Source organism: Streptomyces sp. NBC_01460 (assembly GCF_036227405.1).
In the GTDB taxonomy this organism is placed as follows: domain Bacteria; phylum Actinomycetota; class Actinomycetes; order Streptomycetales; family Streptomycetaceae; genus Streptomyces.
Map to the genome: position 1 here is coordinate 7,849,996 of NZ_CP109473.1, position 16,226 is coordinate 7,866,221.

Genomic DNA, 16,226 nt, shown 5'->3' on the forward strand with positions numbered 1-16,226 from the left:
CCGGCCAACGGTTGTGAGGAATTGAGGCTAACGATGGAGAGCATGCAAGCGCCGGACCGCGCACGGCCGAGAGGGGTTCCGGCAGCGGTCGTCGACGCTCCCGGCAGTGAACCGCGACTGGGTTCAGTCACGTTGCCGCCGCGTACGCCCGGCACCACGCTCGTGGCCGTGGTCGCGGCGCCGCTGAATCCGCTGGACCTGGTGATCGCCTCCGGAACGTTCCACTCGGCTCGCCATGAGGCCCCGTACGTCCCGGGCAGTGAGTGCGTGGGCGTCGTGCTCGACTCGGACCGCTATGTGCCGGGCTCCTGGGTCTACGGTGTGTGCGACGCGTCGCCGGACACCCCGGGTTCCTTCGCCACGCAGGCACTCATCGCCGACGAGGACCTGCTGCTGCTGCCCGAAGGCCTTGATCCCGTGCTCGCGGCGGCGGTCGGCAACTCCGGCACCGCCGCGTACATGCCGCTCGTCGAGGACGCCGGTCTGCGCCCCGGCGAGACCGTACTCGTTCTGGGCGCCACCGGCTCCGTCGGGCAACTGGCGGTCCAGGTGGCACACCGCAGCGGAGCGAGCCGGGTGGTCGGCGTCGCCCGCGACCACGCGGCGCTCGGGCGCCTTCTCCAGCTCGGCGCCGACGCTGTTGTCGATCTGCGTGCCGACGAGAGCGTGGACGAATTCGCGACCAGGCTGCGAGAGGTGGCCGGACCGGTGGACGTCGTCCTGGACGGCGTCTACGGCGTGCCGTTCGAGGCGGCGCTCCGGGTGTGCGCACCACGAGCCAGGGTGGTCAACATCGGCAACCCGGCCGGTGCGACCGCACAGGTGCCGGCCGGGCTGCTGCGCGGCAAGCAGCTCACGCTGTCCGGCTTCGCGGGCCTGCACACCCCGTTGTCCAAGAAGCAGCCGGCGCTCACCTGGCTCTGGAGTGCCCTCGCGCTCGACGAGCTGAAGATCGACGTGCGTACCGTCGCGCTGGAGGAACTGCCGACGGCGTGGCGGGCACAGGCGGCTTCGCCGCACCACAAGTGCGTCGTCTTGCCCCAGGACGCCCACGGCTACGAGGTGAGGCGGCCTGCCCCCACCAACCCGAACGGCCGACCCGCTCCGTTCGACCACGTGCCGATCGCCCCCGCGGACCGCACCGAGGCAGGAGGGCGGGGCGCATGACGACGCGACCTGATCCCATTCCCGCCGCGCACCTCCGGCCGGTGGTCGACTGCCTCGTCGTCGGCGGTGGTCCCGTGGGGTTGCTCACGGCCCTCCTCCTCGGCCGGGCCGGTCTGCAGGTGTCCGTCGTGGAGCGATGGCCGGAGCGGTATCCACTGCCACGGGCGTGCACCATCGACCACGAGGCACTCCGCATCCTGCAGTCCGCGGGCCTCATGGACGACCACGCCGACTTGTTCGAAGCATCCCAGGGGGAGCGGGGCGGGTACGAGTTCCGCAACGGTGAAGGCGAACTCCTGCAGGCCATCGACTGGAACCGGGCCTCCGAGTCGGGATGGGCGAACACCAACGGTTTCTACCAGCCCGACCTCGAGGCGGCCCTCGAAGACCTGGCGGTCGCGACGCCGGGCGTGCGGGTCCACCGCGGTTGGACCTTCCAGGACGTGATTCCGGACGACGACGGAGTGTCCGTACGGGTGGGCCGCACCGAGGACCCCGCTGAGACCGCGCAGGTCCGGTCGCGGTGGCTCATCGGCGCGGACGGCGCCAATAGTGCGGTGCGCTCCCAGCTCGGCATCGGGACCGGCGACTCGGGGTTTCAGGCGGACTGGCTGGTGGTGGACTACCAGCCGCTCGCCGAGGAGGACTGGAGTGCCTTCGTCACCCAGTACTGCGATCCGGCGCAGCCCGCCACCGCGGTCAACAGCGGCCCGGGGCGACGGCGTTTCGAGTTCATGCGCCGCGCGGACATGACCGTCGAGGAACTGGGCCGGGACAGCACGGCCTGGCGGCTCATGGCGCCCTGGGGTGTCACACCGAAGACCGCCCGCCTGGAACGCCACGCCGTCTATACGTTCCGGGGGAGCTGGGCGCACACCTGGCGCGAGGGGAACGTGTTCCTCGCGGGCGACTCGGCCCATCTGATGCCTCCCTTCCTCGGGCAGGGGCTGTGCTCCGGCCTGAGGGACGCCCGCGCGCTCACCTGGCGGCTGATCATGGTCCACCAGGGGCTGGCGACGCCGGCGGTGTTCGACACGTACGGGCCGGAACGCTCCGGCCATGTGCGGGAGATCATCGACGAGGCGGTGGCCGCCGGTCGCGTCATCTGCGAACTCGACGTCGACCGGGCGGCCGCACGGGACGCCGACATGAGGAAGCGGTCGTCCGATCCGGACGCCATCACGCGGGAGCCTCCGCACCCTCGCCTGGGTGAGCCGTCGCTGACGATCCCGGGCAGGGACGCGGAAGGGCGGCTGGCACCGCAGGGGCGCGTTCGCACCGCTGACCGGGAGGGACTCTTCGACGACGTCGTCGGTGGCGGCTGGCAGCTGATCAGCCGTGCCGGGGACCCTGCCGCGCGCCTGAGCGACGAGGACGCCGCCTGGTTCCGCGAGAGGGGCGGCGTGGTCGCCGACGTCTCGCGCGGAAGTGGCTTCCAGGATCTCGACGGGGCCTACGCGCGCTGGTTCGCCGAGCACGAGTGCGAGGTGCTTCTCGCCCGACCGGACTTCTACGTCTTCGCGGCCGGCGAGCACGAGGACATCCCACGCTTCGTCTCACGTCTGCGTCAAGCGCTCCAGCCTGCGGCGGAAGCGAGGTAATCGACGACGGGCCCGCGGATCGCTCGGCCCGTCGGGTCTCAAGGTTCACACGCCGGGCGGCCAGGGTGGATCCGGCTCCCCCTCTCTCGTAGTCAGGCCGACGGTCCGGTGACCGGACACGTCGGTGCGGGAGAAGGGGCGCTTCCACAAGGGGAATCAAGGAGGATTCCGCATGACCATGGACAAGTCAGCAACGCTCATCCGGGCAGGCGAAGACCCGTCCGACAGGAGCAGGGAAGCGACGGGGTGGCGTACGGCCATAGCGTCCGCGCTCGGGCTCACTGTCGGCCCCAGCGTTCTCACGGTCATGTCGTTCGGGGCGTTCATCGCCCCGCTCCACCGGGAGTTCGGCTGGGGCGTCTCCGACATCGGCCTGGCTGCTTCCTTCCTCAGCATCACGGTCATGATCATTTCGCCCCTGCAGGGTTACCTGGTCGACCGGTACGGGGGCCGCCGAGTCATCCTGTGCAGTTCTCCGGTCTTCGGGCTCTCCCTCATGGGGATGTACTTCCTGCCCGACAACCTATCCGTGTTCTACCTGGCCTGGGCCCTCATCCCGGTCTGCGGCCTGGGCCTCTGGCCGGTCGCCTACCTCCGTCTCACAGCGGGCTGGTTCGAGCGAAAGCTCGGGTTCGCACTGGGGATCGCCAACTCCGGCATCGGAGTCGGCACGGTGATCGTTCCCATCCTCACGGCATGGCTGATCGGGGCGTTCGGCTGGCGAGCGGCTTTCCTCGGGCTGGGGGCGGTTGCGCTCATCGCCTTCCCGATCGCGTTCTTCCTCATCACGGAACCGAGCCCACGTAAGACAGATGTCAGTAGGAGTGGCGACACGCTCAAGGTCTCAGCGCGGAGGAGGCCGTTCTGGCTCATCCTGGGGGCGTTCCTCCTGCTCGGGCTGGTCGGTTCCTCTATAACGGTCTATCAGATTCCTCTGTTGCTCGATGCCGGCGTCCCGGAACACATCGCCAACCTGGTGCCGGTGGCGCTCGGGCTCGCACTCATCGTGGCCAGGGTCGTGACCGGGTGGCTGCTCGACCGCTTCAAGGCGTCGGTGGTCATGGCCTTCAACCTCACCGGCGGTCTCATATCGGTGCTGCTGTTCGCGGCGGGACCGAACGTGGTGACGGGGCTTATCGCCGCGGCGCTGGCCGGTCTGTTGATCGGCGCCGAGTTCGACGTCCTCAGCTATCTCGTGCCCCGGCACTTCGGACGTATGGCCTACGGCAAGATCTACGGCATCGCGTTCTCGGCGTTCCAGATCGGCGGGGCGATCGCCTCGTCCGCGGTGAGCGCGAGCCGGGAGAGCTCAGGCTCCTACACTCCGGCGATGCTCACGCTGGCCGTCGTGTGCGTGGTCTGCGCAGGCATGTTCATGTGCCTCGGCCCCTATCGGTACGACGCGGCTCACAAGTGAAAACGGAACGAGAGCGCAGGAGCGCCCCGAGCCGACGAGGGCCCCGCTCGGCAGCACTACCGAGGCGCTGTCCTGGTCCGGGCGTACCGGACAGCACACCCTGTCGCACGAATGAGCAGCATCACCCCCCACACACAGACCCACCCACGAAGAAAGGCAGGGAACGTCATGACGGCAACGCCACATCAGCATCCTGACGCTGAGCTTCCGGAGGCACACCGGCCGCGGACGGGTGGCTCGTTCGACGCGACGGCGGTCACCTTCGCGGCGATGGGGCTCTTCGACGGACTGAGTGCGGACCAGCGTGAGCAGGCGCTGCTGCCCTGGACGAACCCCGACCGGACGCACTGGAACTTCCTGCCGGAGTCCGGCCGCCCGGGCGTGCCGCTCGGAGACCTGGACCGGAGACAGGAGGTGTTGGCGCACCGGCTGATCGCCGAGTCGATGTCGACCGCGGCGTACGCTCGTGTGGTCCAGGTGATGTCCAACGAGCACGTGCTCCGCGAACTGAACCAGTCCCTCTTCGGGCACGTCGCAGCCACGCTCCGCGACGCGCGCGGCTACTTCCTCGTCTTCTTCGGCCAGCCGCAGCCGGACACCACCTGGGGCTGGCGCCTGGTGGGCCACCATCTGTCGATCAACATCACCGTGGTCGACGGCGACCTGGTCAACGCCACCCCGTTCCTGCTCGGTGCCGAACCTGCCCGCTTCGGCCCCTTCCGGATCCTCGGCGAGGAGGAGGACGCGGCCTTCGTCCTTCTGGACAGCCTCACCGCCTCCCAGCAGCAGCGGACCATCATCCATTCCAGGCCGCCGGCGGACTTCGTCACCCGGACCGTGGCGACCGTCGGCGAGGTCGAGTACCCCGCCTACCACGGGGTCGGCCGCCGTGACGCAATGATCACCGACGAGGACCGCAAGGCCCTGGCCTACTTCCGGGCCCATCCCCGGGGCTTCCGGGCCGGTGACCTCTCACCGGCCCAGCGCAAGGACTTCGACGAGCTGCTGGCCCTGTTCGTGGAGCGTGCCCGGCCGGGCCTCGTGGGCTTCGAGATGGACCGGATCGCGGCTGCCGGGGGAGTGGAGGATCTGCACTTCGCCTGGGCAGGCGGCACATCGATCGAGCAGCCGCACTACTTCCGCATCCAAGGTCCGGTCACGCTCGTGGAATTCGACAACGCCGAGGACAACGCCAACCACGTGCACAGCGTCTGGCGTGACCCCTCCAACGACTTCGGTGCCGATCTCCTGATCCAGCACCTCCTCGATCATGACCACACCGGGGGGCGCGAAGACGCCGGCGACTGACCGGCGGGCGGACTCCGGAGAATCTGCCGATCGCCAGGAACCCGGACGGCAGTGACGCCGTCCGGTGCAGGACCGCCGGCCGACTGACGGCCCGGTGCCTGAGGCGCGAGAACAGCAATGACCGACACGGGTCCCGGGCACATCCCGAGGACCAGGAAGGGAAAACACATGAGGATCGTGGGCATCAGGCGACCGCGTGCCGACTACGGGGTGGAGGTCGCGGCCCTGGCCGACGACGGCGGGGTCACCGTCATCGCCCCACTGGCGGATTTCTGGGCCGACCCGGCGGGACATCTCTCCCGGCCGCCCGCGGGTCCGACACTCGACGCCGCGGCGGTCGAGCAGGTGCCGCCGGTGCTTCCCGACGCACGCGTGTTCTGCATCGGACTCAACTATTCGGAGCACGCCGCGGAAGGGTCCTTCCGCGACCAGGAGCTGCCCCCCTATCCCACCCTGTTCGCCCGGTGGACTCAGTCACTCACCGTTGACGGTGCGGAGGTTCCCGTGCCCTCCAACGAGGAGGGCCTGGACTGGGAGGGCGAGGTCGTCGCCTGGGTGGGGGCACCGCTCGTCGACGCGGCACCCGAGGAGGCCCTGGCGTCCGTCATCGGGTACTCCGCCTTCAACGACCTGACCTCGCGCAAAGCGCAGAAGCTGACGTCCCAGTGGATTCTGGGCAAGAACGGAGACCGGTCCGGGCCCATCGGCCCGATGGTCCCCGCTGCCGAGGTCGGGGACCTCAGCCAGGGCCTCAGGCTGCAGACGCGCGTCAACGGCGTGACGGTGCAGGACGCTCGCACCGATCAGATGATCTACACGGTCGGAGACACGCTGTCCCTGATCTCGCACACCCTGTCCCTGCGCCCGGGCGACATCCTCGCGACCGGTACGCCGTCGGGTGTCGGCTACGCCCGTAAGCCCCCTCAGCTCCTGCAGCCGGGAGACACAGTCGAGGTCGAGGTGGAACGTCTGGGGAGGGTGCGCAACACCGTCGTGGACAACCGGCATCGATCGGCGGGTGACTCCTCCTTGCGCCGCCCTTCCTTCGGGGGCGTCGAGAACCAGCTCACCTCGAGGCGCTGAGCCCAGGCCGGCCAGGTGTCAAGGGCACACGGGCACCGTGAGGTGCGACGGCGCCCGTCGGCCCGGCCGGTCCGCCCGGTGGGCACCCCCTGAACGGTCGGGTTCGGGGGGTGCCCACCGGCCGTTGCCGTCCGCGGCACAGTTGATACGGACAAGGCCCCGCGGCACGGTCCAGGGGCGGGTTCACACCATTGACCTGCTAAGTGTCGACAGTTTCAGTTAAGAGAGAGGGCGTGTGCGGCTCGGTCAGCCTGTATATCCCAGGCGAGTGGGGCCAGCGGAGTCACGGATGGACTAGGACGTCACCTGAAGTGTCGGCAAAGTGGTCGCGGCTTGTCGGCTACGGTTGTCCTTGCAGCTCATCCAGGCGCCCTGTGGACACGCACGAAAGGTCGACACAACATGACAGCTCAGTCAGCCGAGGTGGCGAACGACCTCGCTCACCCCGACGAGGTGAGCAGGGCCCATCACACGCTGCGACGCGAGATCATGCACGGTGACCTCCGCCCCGGCGATCCCCTGTCGCAGGTCGCGCTCGCCCGAAAGCTGGGAGTGAGCCGCGGCCCTCTGCGTGAGGCGCTCAGGATCCTGCAGCGCGAGGGGTTCGTCCAGCAGGAGTCCCAGCACCGCGCCCGTGTGACCACGTTCAGCAACGAGGACCTCGACGAGCTCTACGCGATGCGCATCACTCTCGAAGCGCTCGCGGTCGGGATCGCCGTACCGCGCATGAGCGAGGCGCATCTCGAGCAGCTCGACCAACTGCTGGAGGAGATGGACGAGAAGGCGCGCACGGGCGACGTCGAGCAGTGGGAGTGCCCGCACGAGCTGTTTCACCGGGCCCTGGTCCACCCGTCCGGTCCGCGTATGGAACGGGAGCTCGCCCTGCTGTCGGACCACGCCACGCGCTACCGCCTCGCGTTCGTCTCATGGAACCCGCTCGAATGGCGGGCGGAGACGAGCGCACAGCACCGCACGATCGCCGATGCGGTGAAGGCGCGTGACGCCAGTGCCGCTTCCCAAGCCCTGGCGGCTCATCTGGGCCGTACCGCCCTCGTCGTGCTCTCCATCGCGGCACCTACGTACGAACCTGCGCGGATCCGCCGGGCCCTGGCTGTCGCCAGCGGTCAGTAGCCGCGGCGCTGTCGGCTCTCTTCCTGCGTGGCGTGCCCCTGCCGTACGGCAGGGGCACGCCCTGTTCAGTTTTCGTTCGCTGCCGAGGGCAGTTGTGTCTGGATGAGGGACATGACGGAGGAGTCGGTGAGGGTGGTGACGTCGCCGAGTTCGCGGTTTTCGGCGACGTCGCGCAGGAGGCGGCGCATGATCTTGCCGGAGCGGGTCTTGGGGAGTTCGGCGACCGGGAGGACCCGCTTGGGCTTCGCGATGGGTCCGAGGGTGGTGCCGACGTGGTTGCGGAGCTCGGCGACGAGTTCCTCGGAGGCGGTGGCGGTGCCGCGCAGGATGACGAAGGCGACGATGGCTTGGCCGGTCGTCTCGTCGTTCGCGCCGACGACGGCGGCCTCGGCGACCGAGGGGTGGGAGACCAGGGCGGACTCGACCTCGGTGGTGGAGATGTTGTGCCCGGACACGAGCATCACGTCGTCCACCCGGCCCAGCAGCCAGATGTCGCCGTCCTCGTCCTTCTTGGCACCGTCGCCGGCGAAGTACTTGCCTTCGAAGCGTGACCAGTAGGTGTCGATGAACCGCTGGTCGTCGCCCCAGATGGTGCGCAGCATCGAGGGCCAGGGCTGGGTCAGGACGAGGTAGCCGCCTCCGCCGTCGGGTACCTCGCGGGCCTCGTCGTCCACGACCGTGGCGCAGATGCCGGGCAGGGCGCGCTGGGCGGAGCCGGGCTTAGTCTCGGTGACCCCGGGGAGCGGTGAGATCATCATCGCGCCGGTCTCGGTCTGCCACCAGGTGTCCACGATCGGGCAGGTGTCGCCGCCGATGTGCTTGCGGTACCAGATCCACGCCTCGGGGTTGATCGGCTCACCGACCGAGCCGAGGACCCGCAGGGAGGTGAGGTCGTACTTCGCGGGGATGTCGTCGCCCCACTTCATGAACGTGCGGATCGCGGTCGGCGCGGTGTAGAGGATCGTCACCCCGTACTTCTGGACGATCTCCCAGAAACGCCCCTGGTGCGGGGTGTCGGGTGTGCCCTCGTACATGACCTGCGTCGCACCGTTGGCCAGCGGACCGTAGACGATGTAGGAGTGCCCGGTCACCCAGCCGATGTCGGCGGTGCACCAGTAGACATCCGTCTCGGGCTTGAGGTCGAACACCGCGTGATGCGTGTACGCCGCCTGCGTGAGGTACCCGCCCGAGGTGTGCAGGATGCCCTTGGGCTTGCCCGTCGTCCCCGACGTGTAGAGCACGAACAAGGGGTGCTCGGCGTCGAAGGCCTGCGGGGTGTGCTCGGCCGGCTGCCGTGCGGTGATCTCGTGCCACCACACGTCCCGGCCCTCGACCCAGGCGGTGTCCTGCCCGGTACGCCGGACCACCAGGACGTGCTCGACGCTGTCGATGCGCGAGACGGCGTCGTCCACCGCGGGCTTGAGGGCGGAGGGCTTGCCGCGGCGGTAGCCGCCGTCGGCGGTGATGACGACCTTGGCGTCCGCGTCCTGGATACGGGCGGCGATCGCGTCGGCGGAGAAGCCGCCGAAGACCACCGAGTGCGCCGCGCCGATGCGGGCGCAGGCCAGCATCGCGACGGCGGCCTCGGGGATCATCGGCAGGTAGACGGCGACCCGGTCGCCCCGGGTGACACCGAGCTCGGTCAGCGCGTTCGCGGCGCGGGAGACCTCGTCCTTCAGCTGCGCGTAGGTGATCGCGCGGCTGTCGCCGGGCTCGCCCTCGAAGTGGATGGCGACCCGGTCGCCGTTACCCGCCTCGACGTGCCGGTCCACACAGTTGTACGCGACGTTGAGCTTCCCGTCCGCGAACCACTTAGCGAAGGGCGGATTGCTCCAGTCGAGCGTCTCGGTCGGCTCCGTGGCCCAGGACAGGCGGCGGGCCTGCTCGGCCCAGAAGCCCAGCCTGTCCGCCTCGGCCCGCTCGTACGCCTCCGCCGTCACATTGGCGTTCACGGCCAGATCGGCAGGCGGCGCGAACCGCCGCTCCTCCTTGGCGAGGCTCGCGATCGACACACCGTCACCGGTCCCGTCAGCGACCCGTGGTGCAGACATATCCGCTCACTTTCTCCGTCGACTCCATGCTTGGGCTCCCGTGCGAGGCGTGGACAACGGCCGACCGGGCCCCGGCGGATGCGGCCGGCGCCTCGCCCCGGGCCCGTCGGCCCCGTTTAGGCCGGATGCCGGGTGGGGCGGAGGCTCCCGGTGGAGCGACGTTCCGCACGGCGTGGGTGGTCGAGCCTTCCGCCGTTTCGCCAGGATGGCATTCGCGTAAATGTAGCGTGTATCCAGGTATCAGTCCAGGGTTGCAGCTTCATTCATATGCCTTTGGCATATGCAAGATCACGAGATCGCTTCTGGCTGTCACCCAGGTCTTGGCATTGACGCCCATCAACCTTCATGCTGACTCCAGGCCGCTGCCTCTGGGGGCGTCGCCTATTCCTGCGCCGACGGCAACCCCGCGCGCACTGCCTTACATTCCAGCGGCCACGCCGCTTCTCGCCGCACACATCGCTGCCCTTTTCGGCACCGATCGGCGGCTCTTGCACCGGCCACTTTCCGGCCGGCTCTCCCTCGGGTAAGCAACAGGAGCATTCATGAATCCGTCCCGGCGTCCACCTTTCGAGGTGAGGTCCGGTTCCGTGCTGTCACCTCGTCAGGAGCGCGATGAGCATCGCCAAGCCGCCGTCCCGTGCGTGGGTGTGCAGCACCGAAGACGGCGACTCTCGCCCTCCGGGTATGCAGGGTGTGGGCGATGACCGACCTGGCCGGACAACTCGCCGCCGGGCAGTCCCTCGGGGCCCTGCCGCTGGTGGCCTTCCTCCTGGTCGTCTGTCTCGCCGTTCTCCTGTACCTGTTGTACGGAGTGGACGCCGAGGGCACCAGGAACGTCTACGTTGCCGGCAGGTCCCTACGGCCACTGCCCAACGCCCTCGCGCTCACTGGTGATTACATCTCGGTTGTCACCCTGCTCTCCGTCACGGGTTCGGTGGCACTCACCGGGTTCGGTGGCATCGCCTTGGCGGTCGGAGGGGTCGGGGCGCTCGGGGTTCTGCTGTTGCTCGCCCAACCGCTGCGCACCGCCGGCCAATTCACACTCGGTGACACGTGGGATGCCCGCTTCCCCGGTGCCGCCGCGCGGGTGGCGGGTACCGTCGCGACGCTCTGCTTCTGCCTCCCGCTGACGGTGGTCCAACTGGTGGTGGCCGGCTCCGCCGTCTCCTTCCTGCTCGGCCTGTCCGACATCGGGCCGGCCGCACAGTTCTGCACTGCCCTCATCGGCGGGATCATGATCAGTGCCGCGTCCGTCAGTGGGATGCGGGGCAACACCGTCCTTCAGATGGTCAAGACCGTCGTGCTGCTCCTGGCCATGACGATCCTGGCGGGACAGGTGCTGGACGAGTTCGGCTGGAATCCCGGCCTACTGCTCGACGCGGCGGGGCGCGGGAGCATCGATCCCGGACATTTCCACCTGGGAGGACTCCTCCACGGCGACGGACCTGCGGGCGCCCTGTCGCAGATCTCCGCACTCGTCACAGTGGTTCTCGGTGCCGGAGCGGCCCCTCACATCCTGATGCGTCTCAAGGCCGCCGACGACGACGTGTCCGCGCGCCGCACGGTCACGTACTCCATCGGCCTGGTCGCCGCCTTCTCCGGGCTGGCGATCCTGCTGGGCTTGGGTGCGACGGCGCTCATCGGGGCGAAGAGCCTTTCGGCCGCCGACCCGGAGGGTCTGGCCGCTATCCCGCTCCTCGCTCTCCAACTGGCTGCCGACGGTTCCAGCGGCGGCGCGATTCTCGCTCTGACGGTCTCGATGATCTTCCTCACCAGCCTCACGGTCGTGGCGGCCCTGACTCTCTCGTCGGCGGCGTCACTGGCACACGACATCTTGGGCCGTGGACGGTCGATGGCGACTGAGATCAAGCTGATGCGCTGGTCCGGCGCGATCGTAGGAGCGCTGGCCGTGGTGCTCGCGGTCGGGCTGCAAGGGAGAAACGTCGTCTCCCTCTCCCATTTCGCCATCGCGGCCACAGCGGCGGCCATCCTGCCCTCACTCGTCCTCGGCCTGTTCTGGTCGGGTTACACGCGCGCAGGCATGCTCTGGAGCGTCTACGGGGGCATCGGCTGCTGCGCCGTGCTGCAGCTGTTCGGGCCGGCCGTTTCGGGAAGCCCCGACTCGATCCTGCCCGATGTCGACTTCGCCTGGTTCCCGCTGGACACGACAGGCCTGGTCTCCGTCCCGGTGGGCTTCCTCCTCGGGTGGGTGGCGAGCCTGGCGTCGAGATCGTCCACGAAGCGCATGACCCACTCGGAGGAGCCGGGCGAGGAGGGGCGAGCCTGGAGCGGCTTCGCACCTCCGCCCCCGACGTCCCGGATGTGACAGGTGCCGAACGGCGCCGACTGGAGTCAGGCAGCCCCGTCCCCGGAAGGGGGCGGGGCCACGGCCCGAAGGAAGGCCTGCGTGAACGTCTCGATGGTCTCGTCCGCCGTGGGAAGGTCCGCCGCGGCCACGCGGCTCGTCACGGGGCGCAGCAGGAAATGCAGGAAAATGGGGCTGGTCATCTGCTGCGTGAGCAGGAGCGGTGGCATGTCGCGGATGCGGCCGGCAGCCGCTTCTTCGGCGAGCCATGCCCCCACGCCGGCCAGCAGGCGAGGAGTGACGCTCCGGAAGACCATCTGGACGTTCTCGTCACCGGGGCGGGCGAACACCTCCGCAAGGAGGGCCGGCAGGACGCGGGGCTCCCGCTCGAGGGCGTCGGCCAGGAGCCGGTAGAGCCGGCGGACGGTGTCCTCCAGGTCGCCGCTTCGTCCGGCCAGGACGGTCTCCATGTCGACGATGGGGCTGTGGCGCTCGAACACCGCGCGCAGCAGTTCGTCCCGCCCGCCGAACGTCGCGTAGAGGCTCGGCACGGAGCACCCGGCCGCGGCTGCCACCCGTTCAAAGGTCACTGTCCCCAGCCCTTGCTCGCTGATCAGGGAGGCTGTGGCCTCGATGGCACGTTCCCTCACCGGCTTCCGCCCTCCCGGTTCGACGCCTGCGGCCCGCAGCGCCTCGTCCAGGGCCTGACGGGTGCCGCCGAGCCGGCGCAGCAGCGTGCTGCGGGAGACTCCGGCTTCCTGGGCGATGTCGCGCACGGTCACCTCCGCCGCAGGAACACCTCGCGCGTCAGCGGCTCGGAGGGTGGCATCGACGATCTCCTGAGGGACAGGAAGTGCTCCGCTACTTGACATACCGCTTAATGTACGGTGTATTCGAGTATCAGTCCAGCAGGCTACGAATTGCCCAGGACATGCGGGGCCTTGTTCTGAGGGCCTCATGGGCGATGCGGCCCCTCGGTAGAGCGGTCAGGCCGGCGTAGACAGCCGCCGAGCACCACAGCTGCCGCGAGTTTCTCTCGACACGGCTTTCGCAGGGCGTGGTTCCGGTCAAGGCGGGACACGCCGGCGCTCCAACCCCGAAAGCAGACGATCATGCTGCGTACAGGAAGGTTCGCAGGCCCCATCGCAGGGCTGCGATTCGAGACTCCCACGTGTGCGGGACTCACGGACCAGGACGGGACTTTTGCCTACCGGGACGGCGAGATCATCGCCTTCTCGGTCGGGTCCGTCCTGATAGGCGCCGCGCGAGGCGCCGCACGCCTCACCCTTGCCGACATCGTCGCGCGAGTCGCTGGGAATCCAGGCAAACTCGCCGATCCGGGCCTGACGAACATTGCCCGCTTCGTGTACTCGCTCGACAGGGACGGCGACTTGGACGGCGGGGTCACCCTGACGCCCGGAATCCACGCGCTCGTGGGCGACCGGGTCATCAACTTCCGTAACCAGACGACCCTCGCACCGGGGCCGGCCGATCTCATCCAGGCATTCACGGACGATCCGGCCGTCACGAGGCTGCTCGACGACCTGAACCGGGCCAGGGTCTTCAGGGACGCCACGCCACGCACCCTCGCGTCGGCAGCGGCCGCGCGCAACGAGGTTAGCCGGAACCTACTCGGGATCCGCCGCTACCGGGACGTCAAGATCCCTCTGCGGAACGGCTCGTTCGTCTACGCCGACGTCTACCGCCCGGACCACGACGATCCGGTCCCGGTCGTCATGAACTGCGGCGTGTACGGCAGGGCGTTCGTCCACCACACCATCTGCGACGAGCAGGACGCCGAGCGGCACGAGGTGATGGAGGAGCGGTACTTCTCCGGCAATCCCGACGGATACGAGTACGAGAACCACGAAAGCATCAACACGGCGACATGGATCCCCCGGGGCTACGCCCTCGTACGCGTGGACAGCCCCGGGGCGGGCAAGAGTCCGGGCATCCTCGGCATCTGGGGGATCGACGAGGCCGAGGCGTTCTACGACGCGATCGAGTGGGCCGGGGTGCAGCCCTGGTCCAACGGGAACGTCGGTCTGTGGGGCATGTCGTACTACGCGGTCAACCAGCACGCGGTGGCGAGCCTTCGACCGCCGCACCTCAAGGCGATGATCGCCATCGGCACGGATGCAGACCTCTACGAGGAGGTCATCTACACCGGAGGCATCCTCAACGAGGAGTTCTTCCCCTTCTGGTTCGAGAAGGGGATCGCGCCCGCGATCTGCGGCGAGATCGAGGCTAAGGACTTCCTTGCGATGGCTAGGGCCAATCCCTTCAAGGACTCCGACCCCTCAGCGGTCTTCGGCCCGCGGTCCGAGGTCCTGATGAGTCCGGACCTCAGCAAGGTGACGGTGCCTCTCTGGACGGTCGCGGTGACGACGCACCCCGCCCACTTCCATCAACTCGGAAGCAGCGAAACCTATCTGAACACTCCCACGAAGAACAAGAAGATTGACTTCTGGGAGGACTGGTTCATGAAGTCGTACTCCGCCGCAGCGGTCGACGAGCACGTGGCGTTCTTCGACCACTGGCTCAAGGGAATCGACAACGGGATCATGGACAAACCGCCCGTACGCCTAGAGATACGGACAGGGCGAGGTGCGTCGTACGTTCAGGAGGAGCAGGAGTGGCCGGTCGCACGCACCCGGTACGTCAAGTGGTACCTGGACGCGTCGCCCTCCGACCTGGACGGGCGCATCCCCAGCGGCAACACGCTGCGACTGGCGACCACGGTCCCCGAGGCCGAGCGGTCCGTGACATATGCGGCCCAGGTGGACCCGACGGCCCCCGTGGTGCCGCAGGCACCGGTCGCCGGGCAGAACGCCATGAGCCTCTCCCCCTGCCACCACGGCGCCACCTTCATCAGCGCGCCGCTGGAGGAGGACACCGTGCTCGCCGGCTACAGCAAGCTCGTGGTGTGGGTGGCATCCACCAGTGAGGACATGGACCTCTTCGTGGCTCTGCGCGTGCTGGACAAGGAGAACAGGGAAGTCGACTTCAGCGGCCCGGCGGTCATCCCCGGCGTTTCCACCCATCTCTATCCGCTGGCCAAGGGCTGGCTCAAGGTGTCGCACCGCGCCCTGGACACCGAGCGGTCGACCGATTTCCGGCCGAAGCACACGCACCTGCGCGCGGACCACGCCCCGTTGCGGGACGGCGAGATCGTACCGGTGGAGGTGGAGATCATCCCGAACACGGGCCTGGTGAGGAAGGGCCACCGCATCCGGCTCGACATCCAGCCGTACACCGGGGTCGGCCACGGCAACCGGCACGCGTACGACGCTTCCTGCCACGACGGCGCGCAGAACACGGTCTTCACGGGCCCGGAGCATCCGAGCTATCTGCAACTGCCCGTGCTGCCGCCCCAGTGACGGCAGTGGCAGGAAGACGCGGAGGAACAGCGTGCGCCGGCCGCGCCCGGTTCCGACCGACCGCCACCGCACCACACATAGTCCTGAGCAGCCGAGAGAGCGAAATCGGAGTGGGGAGAACCTGATGAAGATCGAGGAACTGAGCGCCCGAGCGGAGATCCACGACGTACTGCTGCGCTACTGCCGCGGCCTCGACCGCGTCGACATGAGCCTGGTCCGCGGTGCCTTCCACCCCGACGCGTGGATCCAGTTTCCCGAAAGTCTGCATGTCGGCCCGATGGACGGCTTCGTGGAGTTCCTCGCGGGTGAGATGCCGCGGTTCGTCCGGACCATGCACTTCCTCGGGAACAGCCTCGTGGAGTTCGACGGCCCCGACGCCGCCCACGTCGAGACCTACTTCCAGGCCGACCACCAGGGCTCGGAGAAGCATCAGTGGAAGGGCGAAACCGTCAAGCTCTGGGCGCGCTACCTCGACAGGTTCGAGCGACGGGACGGGAAATGGCTGATCGCGCGCCGGGGAATGCTCGTTGAGTGGATGTACAGGTACCCGGCGGACGGGTGGTTCGACGATCACCCCGACGCATCGGTGGGACGGCGCGACGGCAGCGACCCCAGCCTCCGGAGAGTCGGTGGCTTCGGCGGGCCGCCTTTGACGGACCGTGCGTGGCCCGCCTGACTCGAGGCATTTCGGCGCGTTCAGAGAGTCGTACCGCGCCCTCTCCGTCAAGAGACAGCCATGCGCATCCCGCCTACGCCCGGTCCACGGAACACACACGACGACAC

At 68.6% G+C, this 16,226-nt stretch carries 11 protein-coding genes; 9 read left to right on the plus strand and 2 right to left on the minus strand.

All coding sequences use genetic code 11. The annotated features are described in order from the left end of the window. Positions 1–132: 132 nt before the first annotated feature. The 6 genes from OG488_RS35105 to OG488_RS35130 all read left to right on the plus strand — a co-directional run bounded on the left by OG488_RS35105 (position 133) and on the right by OG488_RS35130 (position 7,707). Positions 133–1,167 carry a quinone oxidoreductase family protein gene (locus tag OG488_RS35105; RefSeq protein WP_329236653.1) on the plus strand — a complete coding sequence of 345 codons (1,035 nt, stop codon included), beginning with the start codon at positions 133–135 and terminating at the stop codon, positions 1,165–1,167. After that, positions 1,164–2,768, plus strand: a complete 1,605-nt coding sequence (gene mhpA, locus OG488_RS35110; protein WP_329236655.1) for a bifunctional 3-(3-hydroxy-phenyl)propionate/3-hydroxycinnamic acid hydroxylase MhpA — start codon at positions 1,164–1,166, stop codon at positions 2,766–2,768. Before OG488_RS35105 ends, mhpA begins: the two co-directional genes overlap by 4 nt. Positions 2,769–2,940: 172 nt before the next feature. Then, entirely contained in the window at positions 2,941–4,185 is a 1,245-nt protein-coding gene (locus OG488_RS35115) for an MFS transporter (RefSeq protein WP_329236657.1), read from the plus strand. Positions 4,186–4,353: 168 nt separating this feature from the next. After that, complete coding sequence (locus OG488_RS35120; RefSeq protein WP_329236659.1) at positions 4,354–5,493, plus strand: DUF3500 domain-containing protein; 1,140 nt, start codon at positions 4,354–4,356, stop codon at positions 5,491–5,493. Positions 5,494–5,661: 168 nt separating this feature from the next. Continuing rightward, positions 5,662–6,576, plus strand: coding sequence for a fumarylacetoacetate hydrolase family protein (locus OG488_RS35125; RefSeq protein WP_329236661.1), 915 nt, complete (start codon positions 5,662–5,664; stop codon positions 6,574–6,576). Between the two features lie 402 nt (positions 6,577–6,978). Next, a complete protein-coding gene (locus tag OG488_RS35130; protein WP_329236663.1) occupies positions 6,979–7,707 on the plus strand; it encodes a GntR family transcriptional regulator in 729 nt (242 codons plus the stop codon). A gap of 65 nt (positions 7,708–7,772) precedes the next feature. Here the strand turns inward: OG488_RS35130 and acs are convergent, their stop codons facing one another. After that, complete coding sequence (gene acs / locus OG488_RS35135) at positions 7,773–9,758, minus strand: acetate--CoA ligase (protein ID WP_329236664.1); 1,986 nt, start codon at positions 9,756–9,758, stop codon at positions 7,773–7,775. A 700-nt stretch (positions 9,759–10,458) separates the two neighbouring features. On the opposite strand from acs, the gene OG488_RS35140 reads away from it, so the two are divergent. Beyond that, complete coding sequence (locus tag OG488_RS35140) at positions 10,459–12,084, plus strand: sodium:solute symporter family transporter (RefSeq protein ID WP_329236667.1); 1,626 nt, start codon at positions 10,459–10,461, stop codon at positions 12,082–12,084. 26 nt (positions 12,085–12,110) lie between these two features. On the opposite strand, the gene OG488_RS35145 is transcribed toward OG488_RS35140, so the two are convergent. Continuing rightward, a complete protein-coding gene (locus tag OG488_RS35145; RefSeq protein ID WP_329236669.1) occupies positions 12,111–12,839 on the minus strand; it encodes a TetR/AcrR family transcriptional regulator in 729 nt (242 codons plus the stop codon). Positions 12,840–13,175: 336 nt separating this feature from the next. On the opposite strand from OG488_RS35145, the gene OG488_RS35150 reads away from it, so the two are divergent. Together OG488_RS35150 and OG488_RS35155 are read left to right on the plus strand one after the other, a co-directional pair. Beyond that, positions 13,176–15,443 carry a CocE/NonD family hydrolase gene (locus tag OG488_RS35150; protein ID WP_329236671.1) on the plus strand — a complete coding sequence of 756 codons (2,268 nt, stop codon included), beginning with the start codon at positions 13,176–13,178 and terminating at the stop codon, positions 15,441–15,443. A 124-nt stretch (positions 15,444–15,567) separates the two neighbouring features. Next, positions 15,568–16,119 carry a nuclear transport factor 2 family protein gene (locus tag OG488_RS35155; protein ID WP_329236673.1) on the plus strand — a complete coding sequence of 184 codons (552 nt, stop codon included), beginning with the start codon at positions 15,568–15,570 and terminating at the stop codon, positions 16,117–16,119. Positions 16,120–16,226 lie beyond the last annotated feature (107 nt).